The following is a 19,025-nucleotide window of genomic DNA, read 5'->3' on the forward strand; positions in this document are numbered from 1 at the left end:
GACCTACTTACTTGGCGCTACGTTCGGCGGCGACGGCAGCAGGTTCGGGTGAGCCGGCCGGCTGGGGCCTGAGGCTGTCGGCACCGATGTTGTAGACGTCGCTCGTCGTGGTGAGGGAGTTGGACGTGGTGGACGAGGGAAGCCCGGCGCGCCAGTTGACGATTGGATTCAGAACGCCGAACGGGCCACATCCGGAAGCTGTCGGGACGGCGAAGGGCTGTCCGGTGTGTCCGGTGTTTCGAACGACGGCAGTATCCGGGAAACCTGGAACCTCTTCGAGGACGCCGTATTCGGTCACATCCAAGTTGAGTTGAACGGGGTTGCTGTCCGAGCCCAGGTAGCATTTGCCGCCGAGGAGAGGGTTCGCGATCTTCAATTTGACGGGTAGCTTCACGCCAAGCTGAAATGCATCCACGGTGGGGAGTGCAGACGTCGACTCGACGGTGGCCGAGGCCTTGTTCAGTCCGAAGAGATTGTTGAATGGTAGGTCGATTCCGAGTGCGCCCCCGGGGATGTCGATAGGTTCGGCGTAGATCCCCCGACTGTTGTCGTTCGGTGGGATGAAGACTTGGTCGAATCCGAATTCAGCCTCTGGATTCTCGCGGTAGGCAACTCCGCCTGCGATGCGCATCGCTCCGGCGGGAATGCCGACGGAAAGCTTGCCGATCTTCATGTTTCCGCCGGTAACCGTGACGTCCATACAGGTGCTGGTCTCGGGATTGTCGATCGGACATGAATCCCAACCTCCGAAGGGGATCTCCGCTGCCGGGGCGGCTCCTGCAATACCTGCTGACAAGCTTCCCACCGCTGTGACGGTGGCGAACACAGTTGCGGTGGCGAGTGCGCCGAAAAGCCCACGCGACGTCGAACGTCGGGACATGTATTTCTCCTTTGGTTACAACCGACCAGTCGGGATTGTGATGATGAGTGACGGTAGTCACGTGTGACTTGGATGTACAGACAATTTGAAACAATTCCGACAAAAGTATTACTGCGATCGCCTTCGCTACTACTTGTGGCTGTGAGGATTGAAATTTGTTGCAGTGCTCTGTGTCTCGTCATTCACCCACGAATCTCTGTGAGGTGCTACGACCCGAAAAGGCGTTCGTCGACGGGAATGTCGGACTCCTGTCGAAATCGAGGGGGCAATGTTTTGTCGGAGTCGCCAATGAGGGAAGTCAGGGCGAGTAACTTTGTCGAACAGCGGCTGATCGGTACTCCGGGCAGCTGCCCGAGAGAACGGATCGCCATGACGCTGATGCTGCCGCTCGACTCGATGTTCCTGCTGATGGAGTCACGAGAGCATCCCATGCACGTCGGTGGACTGTCGCTTTTCGTTCCGCCGGAAGGAGACGACGGCGAATTCGCCAGGTCGCTCTACCGTTCGCTCACCGACGTCGACTCGATTCGCCCCCTCTTCCGCCGCAAGCCGGTGCAGTTCTTGTCGAACTTCGCGCCGGTGCGTTGGACGGAGGACACGGATGTCGATCTCGAGTATCACGTCCGGTTGCTCGCGCTGCCCAAGCCGGGACGAGTCCGCGAATTGCTCGAGCTGACCTCCATGCTCCACGGCACGCTGCTCGATCGGCATCGGCCGCTGTGGGAGGCGTATGTGATCGAAGGTCTCGCCGACGGCCGAGTTGCCGTGTACATGAAGACGCACCATGCACTCATGGATGGTGTGTCTGCTGTTCAGGCGTGGTACCGCAGCCTCTCGTCGGACCCGCTCGATCGAGAATCGATGCCTCCGTGGGCGCAGCGACCTTCTTCGGGGCGGGTTCGAGCCAGTCGCGGGCTGGACCTGCAGAGGCGGGTGGGCTCCGTGATCGAGACCGTGCAAGATGTGGTCGGGGTGGGCCCTGCGATTGTGAACGCCGCTGCCTCGGCGGTGAAGGACCACGTCGCACCGTTACCGTTTGCTGCTCCGAAATCGATCTTCAACGTCCCGATCACCGGCGCGAGGCGTGTCGCCGCGCAGTCGTGGCCGATCGAGCGCCTGCGCAAGGTCAGTTGCGTCGCAGACGTGACGCTCAACGATGCGGTGTTGGCTATGTGCGCGGGCGCGCTGCGGCGTTACCTGATCGAACTGGACGAGTTGCCGGACAAACCGTTGATCGCGATGGTGCCGGTATCACTTCGTAAAGGCGATGAGGGTGAGGCTTCCGGCAATGCTGTTGGTGCGGTGTTGTGTGATCTGGCAACCGAATTGGCGGATCCGGCGGCCAGACTTCAGAGAGTTCACGACTCGATGAGTAGCGCCAAGTCCCTGATGTCGGGCCTGACGCCCCTGCAGATCACGGCGCTCAGTGCATTGAATGTTGCCGGCCTCGGGTTGCCGCTGATCCCTGGTTCATCCCGACTGATCACCGGGCGCCCAGTCTTCAATCTGGTGATTTCCAACGTCCCCGGCCCGACGACGACGCGATACTGGAACGGCGCGAAGCTCGAGAGCTGCTATCCGGCATCGATTCCGTTGGACGGGCAGGCAATGAACATCACCGTCATCGGCTACGCGGACACCATGCAGTTCGGTCTCGTCGGTTGCCGCCGCAATGTCCCGCACCTGCAGCGGCTCCTGGGCCACCTCGAGGAATCACTGAGTGAACTAGAAGCCGCCGCAGGCTGATCAATTCGATTCGGGCATTCAGACGTCACGTCCGTTCACGACCAACTGGTGGACGTCCAGTTCTTTGTCGTCGAGGCCGAAGCTGATGATGCGTTCGGGGTGGATACGGATGATCGGTGCGTCGAGACCATGCGCACCAACACCCGCAACATCCAAAGCCTCTGCCCGTCCACGGATTTCGACACACCTGACCCGCCATGGATCTACAGATGCGATGTCGTCCACGACAAACGCGACCCGCCCGTTCTCCGCGACATTGTGAAACTTACGGCTGCCCGTCATGTTGTAACCGCTGATGTCGATCGTGGCTGTATCCGGGGGAACTGCTGTAGAGGTCAAGATCTCCGAACGTGCAACTCATTTCGTCTCGTCAAGGCCCTCTTCTGCTTCGTCGACCCGGCGCTCGGCCTCGCGAAGCTCATCCTCGGACTCTCGAACCGCGACGCCGGCAGCCTTCTCGGTGTTCTTGGCGAACTGTCGTTCCTGTTCTGCGTGTTCGAGATCGGCGCGGAGTTCTTCGATGCGGCGGTCGAGGTCGGACAGCTTTGACCTGGCATCCTCGAACTGGGCGGTCTCGGCCTTGACCCGTCGTCGGATTTTCTCGAGGTCTGCCCTGGCTTCCTTCAATTCTGCTTTCGCCTTGGCTTGTTCGGCCTTGCGATCCGGAGCAGTGGATTTGGCCGGAGCGCTGTCTTCGGTGTGGATCGCAGGGGCATCGTGTACGGAATCCTCCTCCACTACAGCAAGTCCCGCCGGCCCGAAACCGCTGTAACTGGCAGCGGTAACAACTCGTCCGAGTCGGACCTGCGCGGCAGTCTCCTCGTCGGACAGGGCGGCATTGAGGGTCTGCGCGACATCACGTAACGCATCCTCGCCGGCATTCTTTCCACGCGAAGCCGCGATCTCACCGGATTTGTGGGCGAGACTTCGCACCACCTGCTGCCTCTGTGTCGTCAGCCGTCGCAAGTCCTGACCTGAGAGATGGCGTTGGGCGTCGCGTAGCGATTCGCCAAGCGCGAGAAGTGCATCCAGATCTTCGGATAGATTGCGCGAAATGAGATTGACCAACCATCCCACGGTGGTTGGCTTCCGAAGTTTTCCGATCTCCGCGGCCAGTGTGCGGTCGTTGTCCTCCCTGGCAGCCTTCACATGCTTTGTACGCGCCTCGACGAACTCGCCGGGGTCGAGGCCGTAGAGTTCGTCGGCGACATCATCGAGGGTCACACGTCCATACTGTCATTCGGCGAGTGGTTCGAAGACTGTCTTCCAGTCGTTTTTGATGCTCACCACTGTCCACCCGTTTGTGCGCGAGGCGTCGAGTGCGTGCTCGGCTCCGTCCACATAGTCGAACTCGCGTTCCGGATCGTCATGGAGCACCAGAAGACGAAGTGCCGGAATGTTCGGGTGTTCGGCGAACTGCAACATCGGTAGGTCACCGTTGCTGTTTCCGGCCGCGATGACAGGTCGTCGACCGATTCGGTTCCATATCTGTACGGGCTTGGCCGGCCCGTCGTCGACGACATCGGTTTGGGGCTGACGAAGGATCGTGCCGCTGTGGCCGTCGTCCTTCCACGTCAATGCCACGCCGCTGCCGATGACGCGATCTCGGGGGATGCCGTAGACCTCCTGACTGATCGGCCGCATGAAATCACGTCCGCCGCCAGAGACTATGTAGTTGGAGAAGCCTTTGGCCGCAAGGTAATCGAGCAACTCCACCATGGGTGAATAGCTGCAGTGCAAATATTCGCGATCGAGAGTGGGATGCGAAGCAGTGCGCAGGTAGGTATCGGCGTGGGTTTCGAATTCGTCGACTGTGACTTCGGCGAATGCCGCCAGGACACCGGCCGCGAGCACCTTCAGTGCGCTGTCGTCGCCGCGATAGTGCTTCGAGATCACATCGTTCAACCAGGCGTAGTCCTGCTCGAAGGCCGCCTGCCACGGTTGACGGTTGCGAAGAGTCGGATCCTGGTTGGTCATCTCGACGAGGCGGCGCAAGATGAAGTCGAGTTGGATCGGCATCGGCTTCTCACACCACAGAGTTCCGTCGTTGTCGAAGACTGCGATCCGGTCTTCCGGTGCGATTTCGTCCGGACTTCCCTCAGTCGTCGCGCGTTCGACGAATTGCCTGATGGCCTGTTTCGGCGTGCCGTCCTGCCAGCTCGGAAGCGGGTCAGGGTTATCGGAGGTGGAGGCTTCAACGAATTGACTGCTCATGTGGTCCCTGGCTTCCAGTGAGGCGATGACAGACCCAGCACTTTCATACTCGGACCTCCTGCCGAAGATGGCATCGCCCATTTCGGGCGACAGCGCTTCGGTGAGCACAATCGGGGTATGCGATTGACCATGCAGCCGTAGAGGCTGGCATTCAGATCACCTACAAGGAGCCAGGTCATGGCCAACGCATTCAAAGGCGTCGTCAACCTCGATATTCGCGATTCGATTCCCGACTGGAGCCCGTACGAGCAGCCGAAGGCTGCCGCCGGCACGCCTAACATTCTCTACATCGTTCTCGACGACGTCGGATTCGGCGCCTTGGGTTGCTACGGGGGACCGATCGAGACGCCGAACATCGACCGCATCGCGGGCAACGGATTGCGGTACGGGCAGTGGCACACCACAGCGCTGTGCTCACCGACGCGATCGTGTCTGCTCACTGGCCGGAACCACACGACCAACGGAATGGCTTGCATCAGTGAGTGCGCGGTCGGGTTTCCTGGCGGGAACGGTCACATCCCTCCCGAATGTGCCACGCTCGCCGAGGTTCTGGTCGAGCAGGGGTTCAGTACCGCGATGGTCGGGAAATGGCACCTCTGCGCCGAAGACGAGATGAATCTTGCTTCCACGAAACGGAATTGGCCGGTCGGTCGCGGATTCGAGCGGTTCTACGGTTTTCTCGGTGCCGAGACCAATCAGTGGTATCCCGACCTCGTCCACGACAACCACCCCGTCGAACAGCCGTCGACGCCGGAAGAGGGGTATCACTTCAGCGTCGACATCACCGACAGAGCGCTCGAATACATCGGCGACGTGAAGTCGATAGCTCCGGACCGGCCTGTATTTCTCTACTACGCACCCGGGTGCGCACACGCTCCACATCACGCGCCCCGCGAATGGGCCGATCGCTACGCGGGCAGGTTCGACGCAGGGTACGAAGCCATGCGGGATGAGATTCTGGCGAGGCAGAAGGACATGGGACTTGTCCCGAACGACACGACTCTGCCCTCACTCAACCCGATAGGCACTCCTGACACCCGCACCGGACCTGACGGCAAACCGTTCCCGCCGCTGGATTTCACCCGCCCCTGGGACACCCTCTCCGCTGACGAGCAACGACTGTTCTCACGGATGGCGGAGGTGTACGCGGGCTTCCTCTCGCACTGCGACGATCAGATCGGACGCCTGCTCGAATACCTCGAAGAAATCGAGCAGCTGGACAACACGATCATCGTGGTGGTTTCCGACAACGGTGCCAGTGGTGAGGGCGGACCCGACGGTTCAGTCAACGAGAACAAAATCGCGAACGGGGTACCCGACGACCTCGCCGAGAACCTGGCAAAGCTGGACGAGTTGGGCAGCACCGAGACGTACAACCACTATCCCAACGGGTGGGCGATGGCGTTCAACACGCCCTTCAAGATGTGGAAGCGGTACTCGTTCAACGGCGGAACCTGCGACCCCTGCATCATCTCGTGGCCGGAGGGCATCGACGCCCGAGGCGAGATTCGAGATCAGTACCACCATGCCATCGACGTCGTCCCGACTCTGCTCGACTGCGTCGGTGTCGACTTGCCCGACACGGTGAAGGGATACACCCAGCACCCGATCCAAGGCGTGAGCATGCGGTACAGCTTCGACGCCGGCAACATCCCCACCGCCAAGCACACCCAGTTCTATTCGATGCTCGGAGGACGAGGGATTTGGCATGACGGGTGGAAGGCCGTCACCACGCACCCGACTCTGAGCGGGTGGGGTCATTTCTCCGAAGACACCTGGGAGCTCTACCACACGGAGGTGGACCGAGCCGAGCTCCGGAACCTTTCCGGCGAAGAACCCGGCAGGCTCGCCGAGCTCGTGGGGTTGTGGTTCCACGAGGCCGGCGCCAATCAAGCTCTGCCACTGGATGATCGGTCAGGTGTCGAACTCCTCACCACACCTCGCCCCCAGCTGGCTCCGCCGCGCAACCGGTACGTCTACCGTCCAGGGGGAGCCGAGGTACCGGAAGCCGTCGCTGTCAACCTTCGTAATCGTTCATACTCGATCGGGGCAGTTGTCGACTTGGCCGAACCTGGTGCGGCCGGTGTGCTGTTCTCGCATGGCGGCAGGTTCGGTGGTCACTCGCTGTACGTCAAGGACAGCCGACTGCATTACGTGTACAACTTCCTCGGCAGTGAACAGCAGAAGATCGATGCCACCGAAGACCTTCCCATCGGCGAAAATGTAATCTTGGCAGCAACTTTCGACAAGGAAGGTGAGGATCCGCCGGGCACTGCGCACGGGGTGCTCGGCCTCTACTACGGCGATCGTAAAGTCGGTGAGGGCAGAATCCGCACTCAGCCAGGCAAGTTCAGCATCGGCGGCGGCGAAGGGCTCAATGCTGGCCGTGACAGCGGGGAGCCTGTGACCGACGACTACCCGGGTACCTCACCATGGGCGTTTACCGGTGGAACGCTCAGCCGGGTGGCGATCGACGTCAGTGGGGAACCGTACGTCGACCTCGAACGCGAAGCAGTGGCGATGCTCTCGCGTGAATGACAGATCTGCGTGCGTCTAATCCGAGCTGGGTGGAAGGTATCTCACGGTGGGTACTCCGCCGGGACCGTCCAGGCGGACTTCGGCATCGACCTGGTAGACCTCGGCTATCAGGTCGGCGGTGAGGACCTCGGTCGGGCTTCCGTGGGCAACGATGGAGCCACGGTTCAGCATCACTATCGAATCGCAGAACATGGCGGCCAGATTCAGATCGTGCAATGCCATGATCGTGGTGGTGGGCAGGCGACGCACGAGCGCGAGCAATTCGAGTTGATGGTTGATGTCCAGGTGATTGGTCGGTTCGTCGAGCAGCAACTCGTGAGGTTCCTGAGCGAGGGCGCGCGCGATCTGCACGCGTTGGCGCTCCCCGCCGGACAGGGTGTGCCACGACCGGTCGAGCATCCCGGAGAGGTTGGTGTGTTCGATCGCCGCGCGGACGGCGTCGCGGTCGGAACCTGAATGCCCGCCCCACAATCCGCGGTGCGGGGTGCGTCCCAATTCGACGACCTCGGCTACCGTCAGGTCGATCTCCGTGTTGCTGTGCTGATCGACGGTGGCAATCCGACGCGCGACATCTCGGCGTTTCCAATCAGGCAACGGAGTTCGGTCCAGAGTCACCTCCCCGATTGTCGGACGGTTCTGCCCGGCAAGCAGTTTCAGCAGTGTCGATTTTCCCGAACCGTTGGGGCCGAGAAGCCCCACCGTACTTCCGACGGTGGGGGACACGTCGAGGGCGTCGACTATGAGCGCCCCGCCGACCCGCCAGCTGACGCCGGCCGCTTCGAGTGTCATGGCCTGGCCTTTCGTCTCCAGAGGATGACGGCAAACGCAGGCACGCCGACCAACGCGGTTACCACACCGGCCGGGAGTTCCTGCGGCGCAATGGCTGTACGTGCCACAGCGTCGACCCAGACCAGGAAGATCGAGCCGATCAGTGCGGACGCGGGCAGCAGTCGCCGATGGCTCGGACCGACGAGAGCCCGTGCCGCATGCGGGAGGACGAGGCCCACAAAGCCGATGGCGCCTGCGACGCTCACGATCACCGCCGTCATCAAAGCTGTTGCCAACAACAGGGTCACGCGCACTCGCCACACGTTCACCCCCAGCGACGACGCCGCGTCCTCGCCGAAGGCAAAGGCGTCGAGTGCGCGGGAGTGAGTCAGACAGACCACGAGGCCGACGGCGACCACCGCAGCGCAGAGCGCGACGTCGAGCCAGTCGGCGCCGCCGAGTGAGCCCAGGAGCCAGAACATCACGCCCCGGGTCTGCTCGGGATCGGCCGAGGTGATCACGATGAACGAGGTGAGCGCGGAGAACATTTGGGTCGCGGCGACTCCGGCCAGGATCACCCGATCCGGCGTGCCGCCGGCCGCATGGGCGAGCAGCAACACAAGGGCGAAGGAGATCACCGCGCCGATGAAGGCGCCGCTCGACAAGCCGATCACCCCCGACCCGACTCCGAGGATCACGATCAGTACGGCACCGGTCGAGGCGCCGGACGAGATACCGAGGACAAATGGATCAGCCAGTGGATTGCGAAGCAGAGACTGCATGATCGCCCCGCACAGCCCGAGGCCCGCACCGCAGAGCGCGGCGAGCAGAGTACGTGGCAGACGAAGATCCCACACGATGCCGTCGCGGATAGGGGTGACGTCCGCCGCGGTACCGCCGAGATGGCCGACGACGATCGAGGCCACCTCACCGACCGACAGACCGGCCGGCCCCAACGTGATCGCCACGGCGGCCGACCCGGCCAGCGTGACAACACCGATCACCCACAGCAGGGTGACGGTCGTCGGGTTGTCACGCAGGCGAACTCTTGTCGTCATCTCACGCCGTAGACCACGTAGTCGTCGAACAGTTGCCAGACCGTTCCCGACTCTCGAAAACCTGCTTGCGCGAGCGCCGCCAACTGGAAGTCGACGGCAGTGGGCGCGGTAGCGTCGCGTCCGGCGAATCTGCGCTCACGCTCGTCGGTCAGTGGTCCGATGCCGGGAGTTGCCCGCAACTCCTCCCACCAGCTGTCCCACTCGGGAGCGCCGGCAGCAAAGGCGGAGCGTTGCGTCTGCTCGTCGTGAGCCTTCGCCCATCGACCGATGACGGGGGAGCGGCTGTCGAAGCGGAAGTGATCACCGTTGAGCAGGACTCCGTCAGGGCTCAGCAGTTCGCGGCACTGCCGGTACACCTCGACGAGCTGTTGCGGTTGTAACCAGTGCAGCGCAGTTGTCGACACTATCGCCTGCACCGGTGCAGTCACCGAAGTCGGCCAATCGGTGCTCAGCAGGTCTGCGTCGACCAGCTGCAGTCGGTCACCGAAACGAGTCGACGACTGACGGGCGACTTCCAGCAGCATCGGGTCGTAATCGATCCCCACAACGCTCGCGTGCTTGAACTTCTCGAGGATCCGGGCGCTCAGTGAGCCCGGTCCGCAGGCCAGGTCGACAACCGTGAACGGGGTGTGCGCGTACTGCAATTCGAGAACGTCGAGAATCGCGTCGAATCGCTTTTCGCGGTCGGCGATGTATGCCGCCTGCTGGTCGTCCCACTGACGCACCAGTTCACTGATCTCCGCGGACATCTAGACCACACCCAACTGGCGCAGCCCGTCGGAGAGCTGTTCGATGCCACCGACATTGCGGATCGAGGGATCCATCGTCGTTCCCTCGAGGATGATGTAACGCTTGTTCTTCACTGCGGTGAGCTTGCTGGCGACCGGGTCCGATTCGAGGAACGCGATCTTGTCTGCGGCACTGTCGCCGTCTCCGCCGCGGTCGAGATCTGCGAGCACCAGCACGGTCGGGTCTCGATCGAGCACACTCTCCCAACCGATTTCGGGCCAGTACTGTTTGTTGTCGTCGAAGGCGTTCTTCGCGCCCACCGCGTCGGTCATGATTCCCGGTGCACCGCAGCACCCGGCGAAGTACGGAGTCTTCGTGGCTGCGTACCACCACGCCAGCGTCACGTTTTCGGCTCCCAGCGACGCCGTGGCGGTGGCCGCGCGATCCTTCAAACTCTCGGTCAGCCCGACACCTTTGTCCTTGACGTCGAACAGTGTTGCCACGTCGCCGATTTCGGCGTACAAGTCGTCGAGTGTGAGGGCCTTGCTCTGCTCGGCATCCTGACCGGTGCACTCGCTGGGCGACTGGTACGTCGCGACCCCGAGGTCGGTGAACTTGGTCCGGTCGGCGATGCCTTCCGAGGTGAACGTGTAATTGAAGGTCGTGTAGACCATGTCCGGTTCGCGTTCTAGGACACTCTCGAACGACGGGAACTCGGTGTCGAAAGCTTGAACCTGACTGCGTGCCTCACGTAATTCGGGGAGTACGTCGTCGTCGCTCATGGCGTAGCCGGCCATCCGGTCCTGCACTCCCAGTGCGAACAGCATTTCGGCCGCAGGCTGATTTACCGCGATCGCCCGTTCGATCGGTCGCTCCACCGTGACGTCTCGGCCACAGTTCTGGACTGTCACGCGCGATTGTTCGGAAGAGTTGGATTGTTGGGCAGCACTGTCGTCGGAGGAGCAGGCAACCAACGACGCGCTCAACAAGGCCGCGACGGCAGCGGCGGGTAGGCGAAGTCTGGACAGACGCATGGAATCTCGTTCTCGCAGGGGCTCGTTCGCGGAGCCCGTTACCGTGTGAACAGGCGCCTGTTGACCCCTGCTGCCAGCCGGTATTCGGACTCGAGATCGCCCCACCCGAGCGCCTTCCCAGATTTTCATCCAGTGGCGTAAGCCCGGGCGGTCACCCTCACCGCTGCGCGTCAGTTCCGGATTCACACCGGATTCCCTGACCCCCTGTGTGGAGGTCCGCTGGCACAGAGGAACTTATCACCGCAGTGCACGGCCGGTCAGGTCGGCCGGTGTACGCGATCAGATCTCGATGGCCAGGTCGTCGATGTCGGTCAGGGTTCCACCGCCGGCGAGGATTCGCTCGTAGTTCTCGCGCCGACGGAGGTCGATTTCGGTGTTGCTGATGCCGCGCTTCCAGTAACCGAATATCGCGACGTCGTCTTTGTCGAGTCCGACGGTCGACCGAAAGTGCTTACGGATTGCGCGCATCTCGTTGCGTTCACCGGCTCCCCACACGACGTAGCTCGCGGGATCGGCGAGCTCGCGTGCTCGTACCGCCAGTGGGCCGTCGGGCTCGGCGAGATCTGCGCTCACGCGGTGAAGCTCCAGGCCGGGGAGGGCGGGCAGTTCGGCGAAAGCGACCTCGTCATCTGTTGTGACCCAGCCGATTCCGACCACGTCGGTAGGTAGCTGCTCGATGATCGAGTACAGCGCAGGTATTGCGGTGCCGTCCAGAAAAAGTGCGATCCGTCGACCTGGAACGTCGGGGACCAAGAAGTGTGGTCGCGGACCGGTGAGACCGAAGGTGTCACCGATGGTCAACGCCGCTGCCCACCTCATCATCGGGCTGGTCTGTCCGTGCAGGACCACGTCGATGACGATCGATCCGGTGGCGGAATCGTAGGAACGCACCGTGTACACACGCGAAGCGTCGTCGAAATTGGGCCCGAGATTCATTCGTACGGTGACGTTCGGGCGTGACCAGGTCGGATCGTCGGTCGACTCCGTCAAACGAGCCGTGATCCGCAGCAGGTGGTCGCTCGGTCGCTCCATTGCTTCGACGACGGCGAGAACGTCGTTGAGTCCGCGATTGTGGTCAGCGGTTCGTAGGACGCTCGCCCGGGGAGTTGTTGTGCTCGTGGCGTCTGCATGTGTCATCGACTGTGCTCCTGGATCGGGTTTTCGAGATGCCATCAGGTTAGTGCTGCCTAAGTCGGCACAGTTGTCCAGAAGTGACATCTGATTACCTGAATCAAACCTGCGTCGCGAACAACGCGTTTGAGCGACTTGTACTCGCGCTGCTACGGTGCCTGTGATGTCCATACGCCGCTGTACTCTCGATTCCGGCCGTGCACTGCGCACGGCCCGATTCGGCGTAGCGACATTCCGCCGGGGGCGTAAGGCGATCGACCGCCGCCCCTCTGGTCTTGTCTGGATCGAAAGAGCCTTGGCCGCACCGGCCGGATCCGTCTGACATTCGCCACTTCGGCGAGCATTACCTCGCTGAGATTTCGCAGTGCCACACCTGTTGCAGTGCTGCGTATTTCCCGTACCTGAAGTTTCTCGCGGGTGAGTTGTGAGTGTCGGCGCCGCCGAGCCTGGATTACCAGCCAACTCGTTTTCGTGAAAGGTACACAGCAATGAATCGTTTCGAAGGTCGTCGTATTCTCGTCACCGGCGCAGGATCGGGAATCGGGCAGGCCACCGCGCTGCGGTTGCTCGCCGAAGGTGGCCGCGTGGTCGCTGCCGACATCTCCGAGAAGGGTCTGGCAGACACCCGGAGGTCGGCTGAACATGCCTCGACGGAGGGTCGTCTCGACACCGTCGTCGTCGATATCGGTGACGAGAGTTCCGTCATCACGGTTGTGGGTCAGGCAATTTCGGCTCTCGGGGGATTGGACGTACTGGTCAACGCCGCCGGGATATTGCGAGGCGGGCACACCCACGAGACCTCACTGGACTTGTGGAATCAGGTGATCTCCGTGAACTTGACCGGCACCTTCCTCGTCACTCGTCAGGCACTGCCAGCTCTCCTGGCCACCGGCAACGCAGTGGTGGTGAATTTCAGCTCCACCTCCGCAGCCTTCGCGCACCCGTACATGGCCGCATATGCGGCGAGTAAGGGAGGAATCCAGTCCTTCACTCACACACTGGCTCTCGAATACGGCAAGCAGGGTCTGCGCGCCGTCGCGGTAGCTCCGGGCAGTGTGAAGAGCGGGATCACCGACACCACGGCGTCGTACCTGCCGGAAGACACCGACTGGTCGCTCTTCGGCAAGCTGTCGCCAATTCTGAGCACTGATCTGGAGTCCGGTGGTGCTCCCATGGCCGGGCCGGAAAGTGTTGCGGGAGTTATCGCGATGCTGGCATCCGACGATGGTGCCTTCATCACCGGCACGGAGATCCGTGTGGACGGCGGCACTCACGCCTGATTCTGTGTCCGTCTGACGGCCTGGCCTGGGGCAGGCCGTCAGACGTGAGCCGTCATTCTCGCGAGCGAGTGATAGCGGGGACGACGTAGGACTGATCGAGTACGGCGGGCGAAGGTTCGTACATTCTCAGGACCGGTCGGAAGTCTCCGCGCGGGCAGGGGAGCCAGTTCGCCTTCGCCGTGGCATCTTTCGGCTCCTCGTGACTGATTGTGATCGTCAACGCACCGTCGGCGTCGTGGACGATGCCGGGAGTGCGGTCGCCGATCGAGTATCGGTCGATGGGGTTCGCCACGAGGAAGAAGTCCGGCACCGAGTACATCGTCAGCGACCAGAAGGCGCTCACCGGCGGAGTGGGGTCGAGTCTGATCGTGTAGGTGCGGTTTCCGTTCAATTGCGTTCCCTGATCGTCGACGTAGGTCATGATGTACGCCGCTTCGTAGGGGTGGTTGCCCCACAGCCCGCCCTTGGCCGCCGCCGCTCGTTCGATGATTCGCAACCTGGGATCGGCGATCTTGAATTGTGGATCGTCGATTGCACCGACCTCGAAGTAGTCGAGGTTGTAGTCGAAGGCGTGGAAAGTCAGCTTCCAACCGTTGGCCTCGGGGCTGGAGCCGTGCGTGAGTGCTTCGTGCAGATTCTTCTCTCCGGCGGTCAACCCGTCTGCGAGCGCCGCAGCGTCGTCGGCAGACAGCGATACATAGGGGGAGGCCCCGTGCTCGTTGACTCCGATCGGTGAGAACGAATCCTGGAGTTCTCGATCGCGCGGGGCCGGCGGAAAGGCCTGCGACCAGATGCGGAGTTTCTCGAGGAAGAGGAGGTCCTGGCTGACCTCGGAGTCGGGGACCGGTAGACCGGCCGGAGCCCCGGCGGAGTCGACAACGGTCAGGGTGGTGGCGTCCTGCAAGGCGTGCACGGAGGGGAGGTCGTCGCCGCCGCACGCCCACCGACCGACGATCGATGCAACGGTCGTGGGAAATCTGATCACTGTGGTCTGGGCGGTCGGGGTTCCGGTCCAGGTGGGTGGGACGAGAAGGAAGTCTCCGCTCTTGGTGCCGGTGGCACGGTGCCCGACGTAAGCGAAATTGTTTGTCCAGGCGTCGACGAACTGGAGGACGTAGTAACGGCCATCGGTATCGGGGACGTGCAGCGCAACGGGGCCGACAGAAAGGTCGATCTGCGCCATGGAATACACGGTGTCGTTGTTGATCGTGACAAAAGTATCTGCCGGGCCGGCGAGTGTGCGGGCGTGACTGAAGGTGTTGAAAGGTGCGGCGGGGTTCGCTCCGACACCGTCGTGAACGTACCGATGGACCTGGTCGAGATTGAAAACGAGGGGAAATCCGTAGATGTACGCCTGAGCTGCAAGCTCGGTGCGACTGGTGTCTGTCATCTCTGCCCTCTCGTAGTTCGTCGGTTCGACGTCCACCTTGCGGGAACCCTGCCGTCGAGGCATCACCCGCCGAGGGTGACGACGGTAGAGGGAGAGGCCATGTCGGATCAGGAAACAGCGGTGCTGACTGCAACTGCAGACGAGTGGAACGTCGCGATGTGCTCGAACGACGCCGAACGGATCGGCGACTTCATGGCCGACGACTGGGTGATCGTCTCGGAGTCCGGGGTGTCCACCAAGGCGGAGTTTCTGGGCTTCGTGGCCTCTGGCGACCTGACTCATTCGGCGATGGATCGCGTCGGGCGCGCTCGCGTGCGTTTCTTCGGTGACGTTGCGCTTTTCACCACGCGGATCACGAATACTGCGCACTACGACGGAAGGCAGTACGACGCCGACGAGTGGACCACCGACGTGTTCGCCCGGCAAGACGGTCGTTGGCGCTGCGTGTTGAGCCACATCACGCCGGCCGTCGAGGCCAAGATCGAAGGCATCGAACCGTGAGTGATAAGAAAAAGAAAGGCCAATGTTTTAACGCCGACATTATTGGGTAGTAATACGAGTTTCGTATTGATGATGTCGATTATCGGATTTCTTGATTGTGAAGTTTTTGTAGTAGCGTCAGTTGAGTAGATCATTTCTATACGCATACCGGATGAGGTTCTCACATGATTGTTCTCGGCATTATTCTGGCGTTGATCGGCTTTTTCACGGGGTTGAGCATTCTGACCACCGTCGGCATCATTTTGGTCGTCGTAGGTGCAGTTTTGTCCATCCTCGGTGCTACCGGGCGTGCAGTGGGCGGACGAAAAGTCTGGTATTGATCGATACTGCGCGAGTAGCTGAGAAGGCGGTACCTGATCTCTTCGGAGATCGAGTACCGCTTTTTCGTTCTCCAATTGATTTTCGGTGTCTCTACCCGAAAGTATCGCTCTGAGCTGCGTCGGGTAAACATGAAGGATGCTTTCTCGAGATCATGCGGAAGAGAAACCTGCGGAGAGATTCAGGTTTCCTCGCAGATGGAATCAAGTTGACGAATCACGCCGCGGTTTGGTGTTGGCGTGGGTGGCCTTCACACTGACGTTCGGTGGAGCACGTCTGGTGACCTGGTTGATCCAGATCGACACCAGGGACGTCGGCGACATCAGTGCCGGTGGGACGCACCTTCACCATTACCTGTGGGGAATCCTCCTGTTGGCCGGGGTGGCGATCTTCGGCCTCGTAGACCGAAGCCCTCGCGCACGAACATGGATGGGCATCGCGTTGGGTATTGCACTCGGGCTCATCGTCGACGAGGCCGCGTTGCTGATCACTCTCGACGACGTCTACTGGCAGAGCGACGGTTGGCCCAGTATCGCCATCGCAGTGTCGATCATCGGAGTTGTGGGAACCGGGCTGGCACTGACCCGAAGCGGAGCGGAGAGGCCTCGAGGTTGATCCGACTACGGCACGGGTACTCACTCCCGTGCCGGGAAGTCGCGCGGATCGTGAGGTGGCTTGAATGGATCCCAGTTCCGCAGACCGATCACCGGACTCCGAAAGTGAAGTCCAAGCCGTAGATCCGATGGCGGAAGCGGAACGCGAAGCCGCAGCATTGGCGACGCCTGTCCGGCCGCTGGGTGAGCCCGGACCGAGATTCGACCGTCGGTCACCGTTCTTCATCGGTCTGAGCGCCGCGGCCGGAGTTGCCGTGACTTATGCGGTGATCGAAGTGCTGCTTGCGGCGCGAGGCATGCTGATCCTGATCGTGGTCGCGCTGTTTCTCGCGGTGGGCATCGAACCGATGATCGTCTGGCTGGAGCGGAGACATTTCCGGCGCTGGATCGCAGTCACCGTGGTACTCCTCGGAATTGCAGTGATGTTGGCGCTGTTTCTCGTTGCTGCGATCACCCCGCTGGTCGAGCAGGGACGTCAGTTTGCATCGCACGCTCCCGAACTCCTGACACACATTCGTGACCGGTACCCGATCGTCAACGACCTCGACGAGAAGTATCACCTCGAGCAGCACCTCACCACACAACTGGATGGTTCGGGTTCTGCGCTCGCGACGGGTTTGCTCGGTGCGGGGCGGGCGGTGTTCAGCGCAGTCGCCGACGCCGGAATCGTTGCTGTTCTGACGACGTACTTCTTGATCGACTATCCACGAATCCGCACGAATCTGTATCGGCTGGTGCCACATTCGCGGCGGCCCCGAGCAATCGCCATCGGTGATCAGATACTGGCAGGTGTGGGTGGGTACGTCCTCGGCAATGTTCTGATCTCCGTGATCACCGCAGTGTGCACTTTCGCGTGGTTGTTGATCTTCGACGTGCCGTACCCGTTGATCCTGGCGCTGCTGGTCGCTCTGCTCGATCTGATCCCGATAGTCGGTTCCACGATCGCAGGGGTTATCGTCGCCCTGGTCTCCCTGACAGTCTCTGTCCCAACGGCATTGGCGACAGTTGCATTCTTCATCGCGTTACGTCTGCTCGAGGACTACCTGCTCGTTCCGAAGATCATCGGGAAGACGGTAGCGGTCCCGGCGTTGGTGACTGTGGTCGCGGTCCTGTTGGGCGGAGCGTTGCTCGGTATTGTCGGTGCGTTGCTGGCGATTCCGGTCGCTGCGGCCTTGCTGTTGCTCGCAAGAGAAACGCTCTTCCCCCGCCTCGACGCTTCTTGACGGGTTTCTATCGGACGCTTCGCGCGCGACGCCGCGAACCAGGATTCGGCTTGGGGCACATCCGAGTCGGGATGGTTTCCCCTTCGTCGGTGATACGGAATACCGATACTTTCTCGCTACACCCGTGATTCAGATCGACCGCGTATGCGATGGCGGCGCGATCCGAGACGAAATCTTCCATCACCGTAGTACCGTCCGGTAGTTCGATTCTGTAGTTTTCCATGACTTAACACAACCTTCTTTCGCTAAGACGATCCTACCCGGCCCGCGAAATGGCAAACCGTGGAACATAACGTGCGACAGTCAACTTCGCGCCGCGCCGGTGCAATGTTTCGACAGTTCGCCTGTGGGGTAGTGAGAGTCGGTCAGCCCGCTCAGGCGGTACGAATCGAACCATGGAGGATCCGCGCAATGAGCGCAGTATCGAAAGCGATGTACAAGCCACTCTCACTGGCGACGAGCGTCCTCGGCGGCATTTTGGCCGGTGCCGTCTTCCAGCAGGTGTGGAAGCGCATCGGTGACGACAAGAATGCGCCCGAGCCAAAAGATTTGAGCAGGTCGAGTAAGGAAGTCCTGATCGCCGCCGCCCTGCAGGGAGCCATCTTCGCTGTTGTGCGAGCCGCTGTGGATCGTGCGGGGGCAAAGGGCTACCAGGCCCTTGCTCACGAAGATCCCCGGTAGGAACGCCCGGTTCGGTTCGAGTTCAGTCGACGACGGCCGCGATTGCCTCGATCTCGACCAGTTGATCGTCGTAACCGAGAACGGTCACACCCATCAGAGTGCTTGGGGCGTCGTGATCACCGAACGCGTCGCGGACTACCTCCCACGCCGCAACGAGGTCGGCTTGATTGCTCGACGCCACCAGGACGCGGGTGCTGATCACGTCGGTGACGGACGCGCCCGCGTCCGAGAGAGCTGTTCTCAGGTTGTCGACGGCCTTGGCTGCCTGTCCTGCGTAGTCGCCGATGGCGGCAGTGGAGCCGTCCTCGTTCAACGGGCAGGATCCGGCCAGGAAGATCAGCCGTGCATCGGCGGGAGCCGTTGCTGCATAGGCGTATTCAGCGACCGATGAGAGTGATGTGGAACGGATCAGAGTTACCGACTTCGACATATTTTCCCCAAGGAATAGTAAAGTTTTGCAGCGAGTCTTTCACAGCGCGCCAGGGGTTGCCAATTCATTGTCGGACCCATCCATCCACGCTACGGCTACGAATCACTGTCAATGAGCCGAGAAGAAGAGCACGCAGCATCTGTCGACGAATGGCTGACAACCAAACAGGTTGCCGCACTGTTCCATGTCGACAGGACCACGGTGTCCAGGTGGGCGAGGGAGGGCAAGGTCGGCACCCTGAGAACGCTTGGCGGACATCGGAGATACCGACGTTCGGAGATCGAGAAGTTGTTGCGTAACCGTTTGACGACGCTTGATCCGAACTAGCCTCCGACATGAAACAGACAGGTCGCCGAGCACGATGAGGGCTCGGCGACCTGTCTGGTCAGGATGAAGTAATTACGCCTTGGGGGCGCGGATGATGAGTGCGTCGCCTTGTCCGCCGCCGCCGCAGAGTGCGGCTGCGCCGATGCCGCCGCCGCGGCGTTGC

General features: G+C 61.5%; 21 protein-coding genes and 1 riboswitch. Of the genes, 9 read left to right on the forward strand and 12 right to left on the reverse strand.

Annotation, left to right across the window (positions count from 1 at the left end):
- Positions 1–7: 7 nt before the first annotated feature.
- Complete coding sequence (locus R4P70_RS30145; RefSeq protein ID WP_069147093.1) at positions 8–880, reverse strand: hypothetical protein; 873 nt, start codon at positions 878–880, stop codon at positions 8–10.
- Positions 881–1,249: 369 nt separating this feature from the next.
- Between R4P70_RS30145 and R4P70_RS30150 the strand changes: the two genes are divergently transcribed.
- Complete coding sequence (locus R4P70_RS30150; RefSeq protein ID WP_020906476.1) at positions 1,250–2,626, forward strand: WS/DGAT/MGAT family O-acyltransferase; 1,377 nt, start codon at positions 1,250–1,252, stop codon at positions 2,624–2,626.
- An 18-nt stretch (positions 2,627–2,644) separates the two neighbouring features.
- Here the strand turns inward: R4P70_RS30150 and R4P70_RS30155 are convergent, their stop codons facing one another.
- Genes R4P70_RS30155 through R4P70_RS30165 form a run of 3 tightly spaced genes read right to left on the reverse strand, consistent with a single transcriptional unit; the run spans position 2,645 to position 4,840 of the window.
- Positions 2,645–2,965 carry a PPOX class F420-dependent oxidoreductase gene (locus tag R4P70_RS30155; RefSeq protein WP_317833338.1) on the reverse strand — a complete coding sequence of 107 codons (321 nt, stop codon included), beginning with the start codon at positions 2,963–2,965 and terminating at the stop codon, positions 2,645–2,647.
- 18 nt (positions 2,966–2,983) lie between these two features.
- Positions 2,984–3,850, reverse strand: coding sequence for a hypothetical protein (locus tag R4P70_RS30160; RefSeq protein WP_317833340.1), 867 nt, complete (start codon positions 3,848–3,850; stop codon positions 2,984–2,986).
- 12 nt (positions 3,851–3,862) lie between these two features.
- Positions 3,863–4,840 (reverse strand): HAD family hydrolase, encoded by a 978-nt coding sequence (locus R4P70_RS30165; RefSeq protein ID WP_317833342.1) that lies wholly within the window; start codon positions 4,838–4,840, stop codon positions 3,863–3,865.
- Positions 4,841–5,017: 177 nt separating this feature from the next.
- On the opposite strand from R4P70_RS30165, the gene R4P70_RS30170 reads away from it, so the two are divergent.
- Positions 5,018–7,378, forward strand: coding sequence for an arylsulfatase (locus tag R4P70_RS30170; protein WP_317833344.1), 2,361 nt, complete (start codon positions 5,018–5,020; stop codon positions 7,376–7,378).
- Between the two features lie 15 nt (positions 7,379–7,393).
- Here the strand turns inward: R4P70_RS30170 and R4P70_RS30175 are convergent, their stop codons facing one another.
- The 5 genes from R4P70_RS30175 to R4P70_RS30195 all read right to left on the reverse strand — a co-directional run bounded on the left by R4P70_RS30175 (position 7,394) and on the right by R4P70_RS30195 (position 12,104).
- The gene (locus R4P70_RS30175) at positions 7,394–8,167 is read right to left on the reverse strand and encodes an ABC transporter ATP-binding protein (RefSeq protein WP_019747215.1); all 774 of its coding nucleotides are present in this window, start codon (positions 8,165–8,167) and stop codon (positions 7,394–7,396) included.
- Positions 8,164–9,204 carry a FecCD family ABC transporter permease gene (locus R4P70_RS30180; RefSeq protein ID WP_317833346.1) on the reverse strand — a complete coding sequence of 347 codons (1,041 nt, stop codon included), beginning with the start codon at positions 9,202–9,204 and terminating at the stop codon, positions 8,164–8,166. The genes R4P70_RS30175 and R4P70_RS30180 overlap by 4 nt, the downstream gene beginning before the upstream one ends.
- The gene (locus R4P70_RS30185) at positions 9,201–9,953 is read right to left on the reverse strand and encodes a class I SAM-dependent methyltransferase (RefSeq protein WP_020906482.1); all 753 of its coding nucleotides are present in this window, start codon (positions 9,951–9,953) and stop codon (positions 9,201–9,203) included. Before R4P70_RS30185 ends, R4P70_RS30180 begins: the two co-directional genes overlap by 4 nt.
- The gene (locus R4P70_RS30190) at positions 9,954–10,967 is read right to left on the reverse strand and encodes an ABC transporter substrate-binding protein (protein WP_317833349.1); all 1,014 of its coding nucleotides are present in this window, start codon (positions 10,965–10,967) and stop codon (positions 9,954–9,956) included.
- 57 nt (positions 10,968–11,024) lie between these two features.
- A riboswitch (cobalamin riboswitch) is annotated at positions 11,025–11,206 on the reverse strand.
- Positions 11,207–11,246: 40 nt separating this feature from the next.
- Positions 11,247–12,104 carry a siderophore-interacting protein gene (locus tag R4P70_RS30195; protein WP_019747219.1) on the reverse strand — a complete coding sequence of 286 codons (858 nt, stop codon included), beginning with the start codon at positions 12,102–12,104 and terminating at the stop codon, positions 11,247–11,249.
- Positions 12,105–12,586: 482 nt separating this feature from the next.
- Here R4P70_RS30195 and R4P70_RS30200 point away from each other — a divergent pair, with 482 nt between their 5' ends.
- Positions 12,587–13,378 carry an SDR family NAD(P)-dependent oxidoreductase gene (locus R4P70_RS30200; RefSeq protein WP_019747220.1) on the forward strand — a complete coding sequence of 264 codons (792 nt, stop codon included), beginning with the start codon at positions 12,587–12,589 and terminating at the stop codon, positions 13,376–13,378.
- Between the two features lie 52 nt (positions 13,379–13,430).
- Here the strand turns inward: R4P70_RS30200 and R4P70_RS30205 are convergent, their stop codons facing one another.
- On the reverse strand, positions 13,431–14,768 hold the full coding sequence (locus R4P70_RS30205) for a DUF1254 domain-containing protein (RefSeq protein WP_317833352.1): 1,338 nt from the start codon (positions 14,766–14,768) through the stop codon (positions 13,431–13,433).
- Positions 14,769–14,867: 99 nt separating this feature from the next.
- Between R4P70_RS30205 and R4P70_RS30210 the strand changes: the two genes are divergently transcribed.
- From R4P70_RS30210 to R4P70_RS30225, 4 genes are all read left to right on the forward strand, one after another.
- Positions 14,868–15,269 carry a nuclear transport factor 2 family protein gene (locus tag R4P70_RS30210; RefSeq protein WP_142005971.1) on the forward strand — a complete coding sequence of 134 codons (402 nt, stop codon included), beginning with the start codon at positions 14,868–14,870 and terminating at the stop codon, positions 15,267–15,269.
- A gap of 164 nt (positions 15,270–15,433) precedes the next feature.
- Complete coding sequence (locus R4P70_RS30215) at positions 15,434–15,589, forward strand: DUF6131 family protein (protein WP_003945564.1); 156 nt, start codon at positions 15,434–15,436, stop codon at positions 15,587–15,589.
- A gap of 136 nt (positions 15,590–15,725) precedes the next feature.
- A complete protein-coding gene (locus R4P70_RS30220) occupies positions 15,726–16,202 on the forward strand; it encodes a hypothetical protein (protein ID WP_031332956.1) in 477 nt (158 codons plus the stop codon).
- 64 nt (positions 16,203–16,266) lie between these two features.
- The gene (locus R4P70_RS30225; RefSeq protein ID WP_029254636.1) at positions 16,267–17,424 is read left to right on the forward strand and encodes an AI-2E family transporter; all 1,158 of its coding nucleotides are present in this window, start codon (positions 16,267–16,269) and stop codon (positions 17,422–17,424) included.
- A gap of 7 nt (positions 17,425–17,431) precedes the next feature.
- Here the strand turns inward: R4P70_RS30225 and R4P70_RS30230 are convergent, their stop codons facing one another.
- Positions 17,432–17,647 (reverse strand): hypothetical protein, encoded by a 216-nt coding sequence (locus R4P70_RS30230; RefSeq protein ID WP_019747225.1) that lies wholly within the window; start codon positions 17,645–17,647, stop codon positions 17,432–17,434.
- 188 nt (positions 17,648–17,835) lie between these two features.
- Between R4P70_RS30230 and R4P70_RS30235 the strand changes: the two genes are divergently transcribed.
- Positions 17,836–18,105 (forward strand): DUF4235 domain-containing protein, encoded by a 270-nt coding sequence (locus R4P70_RS30235; RefSeq protein WP_007734706.1) that lies wholly within the window; start codon positions 17,836–17,838, stop codon positions 18,103–18,105.
- A gap of 22 nt (positions 18,106–18,127) precedes the next feature.
- Here R4P70_RS30235 and R4P70_RS30240 read toward each other — a convergent pair whose 3' ends face one another.
- Positions 18,128–18,535 (reverse strand): RidA family protein, encoded by a 408-nt coding sequence (locus R4P70_RS30240; RefSeq protein ID WP_029254637.1) that lies wholly within the window; start codon positions 18,533–18,535, stop codon positions 18,128–18,130.
- 111 nt (positions 18,536–18,646) lie between these two features.
- Here R4P70_RS30240 and R4P70_RS30245 point away from each other — a divergent pair, with 111 nt between their 5' ends.
- The gene (locus R4P70_RS30245; protein WP_021333209.1) at positions 18,647–18,862 is read left to right on the forward strand and encodes a BldC family transcriptional regulator; all 216 of its coding nucleotides are present in this window, start codon (positions 18,647–18,649) and stop codon (positions 18,860–18,862) included.
- Positions 18,863–19,025: the final 163 nt, after the last annotated feature.

Origin of the sequence: Rhodococcus sp. IEGM 1241 (assembly GCF_033142365.1) — a bacterium.
In the GTDB taxonomy this organism is placed as follows: Bacteria; Actinomycetota; Actinomycetes; order Mycobacteriales; family Mycobacteriaceae; genus Rhodococcus_F; species Rhodococcus_F erythropolis.

What these genes read in the sequence shown, in the direction of transcription:
- R4P70_RS30215 (WP_003945564.1), top strand. Translation starts at nt 15,434, where the DNA reads ATGATTGTTCTCGGCATTATTCTGGCGTTGATCGGCTTTTTCACGGGG.
- R4P70_RS30205 (WP_317833352.1), bottom strand. Translation starts at nt 14,768, where the DNA reads ATGACAGACACCAGTCGCACCGAGCTTGCAGCTCAGGCGTACATCTAC.
- R4P70_RS30185 (WP_020906482.1), bottom strand. Translation starts at nt 9,953, where the DNA reads ATGTCCGCGGAGATCAGTGAACTGGTGCGTCAGTGGGACGACCAGCAG.
- R4P70_RS30200 (WP_019747220.1), top strand. Translation starts at nt 12,587, where the DNA reads ATGAATCGTTTCGAAGGTCGTCGTATTCTCGTCACCGGCGCAGGATCG.
- R4P70_RS30170 (WP_317833344.1), top strand. Translation starts at nt 5,018, where the DNA reads ATGGCCAACGCATTCAAAGGCGTCGTCAACCTCGATATTCGCGATTCG.
- R4P70_RS30180 (WP_317833346.1), bottom strand. Translation starts at nt 9,204, where the DNA reads ATGACGACAAGAGTTCGCCTGCGTGACAACCCGACGACCGTCACCCTG.
- R4P70_RS30195 (WP_019747219.1), bottom strand. Translation starts at nt 12,104, where the DNA reads ATGACACATGCAGACGCCACGAGCACAACAACTCCCCGGGCGAGCGTC.
- R4P70_RS30165 (WP_317833342.1), bottom strand. Translation starts at nt 4,840, where the DNA reads ATGAGCAGTCAATTCGTTGAAGCCTCCACCTCCGATAACCCTGACCCG.
- R4P70_RS30235 (WP_007734706.1), top strand. Translation starts at nt 17,836, where the DNA reads ATGAGCGCAGTATCGAAAGCGATGTACAAGCCACTCTCACTGGCGACG.
- R4P70_RS30230 (WP_019747225.1), bottom strand. Translation starts at nt 17,647, where the DNA reads ATGGAAAACTACAGAATCGAACTACCGGACGGTACTACGGTGATGGAA.
- R4P70_RS30175 (WP_019747215.1), bottom strand. Translation starts at nt 8,167, where the DNA reads ATGACACTCGAAGCGGCCGGCGTCAGCTGGCGGGTCGGCGGGGCGCTC.
- R4P70_RS30240 (WP_029254637.1), bottom strand. Translation starts at nt 18,535, where the DNA reads ATGTCGAAGTCGGTAACTCTGATCCGTTCCACATCACTCTCATCGGTC.
- R4P70_RS30245 (WP_021333209.1), top strand. Translation starts at nt 18,647, where the DNA reads ATGAGCCGAGAAGAAGAGCACGCAGCATCTGTCGACGAATGGCTGACA.
- R4P70_RS30145 (WP_069147093.1), bottom strand. Translation starts at nt 880, where the DNA reads ATGTCCCGACGTTCGACGTCGCGTGGGCTTTTCGGCGCACTCGCCACC.
- R4P70_RS30210 (WP_142005971.1), top strand. Translation starts at nt 14,868, where the DNA reads ATGTCGGATCAGGAAACAGCGGTGCTGACTGCAACTGCAGACGAGTGG.
- R4P70_RS30220 (WP_031332956.1), top strand. Translation starts at nt 15,726, where the DNA reads ATGCTTTCTCGAGATCATGCGGAAGAGAAACCTGCGGAGAGATTCAGG.
- R4P70_RS30150 (WP_020906476.1), top strand. Translation starts at nt 1,250, where the DNA reads ATGACGCTGATGCTGCCGCTCGACTCGATGTTCCTGCTGATGGAGTCA.
- R4P70_RS30225 (WP_029254636.1), top strand. Translation starts at nt 16,267, where the DNA reads ATGGATCCCAGTTCCGCAGACCGATCACCGGACTCCGAAAGTGAAGTC.
- R4P70_RS30190 (WP_317833349.1), bottom strand. Translation starts at nt 10,967, where the DNA reads ATGCGTCTGTCCAGACTTCGCCTACCCGCCGCTGCCGTCGCGGCCTTG.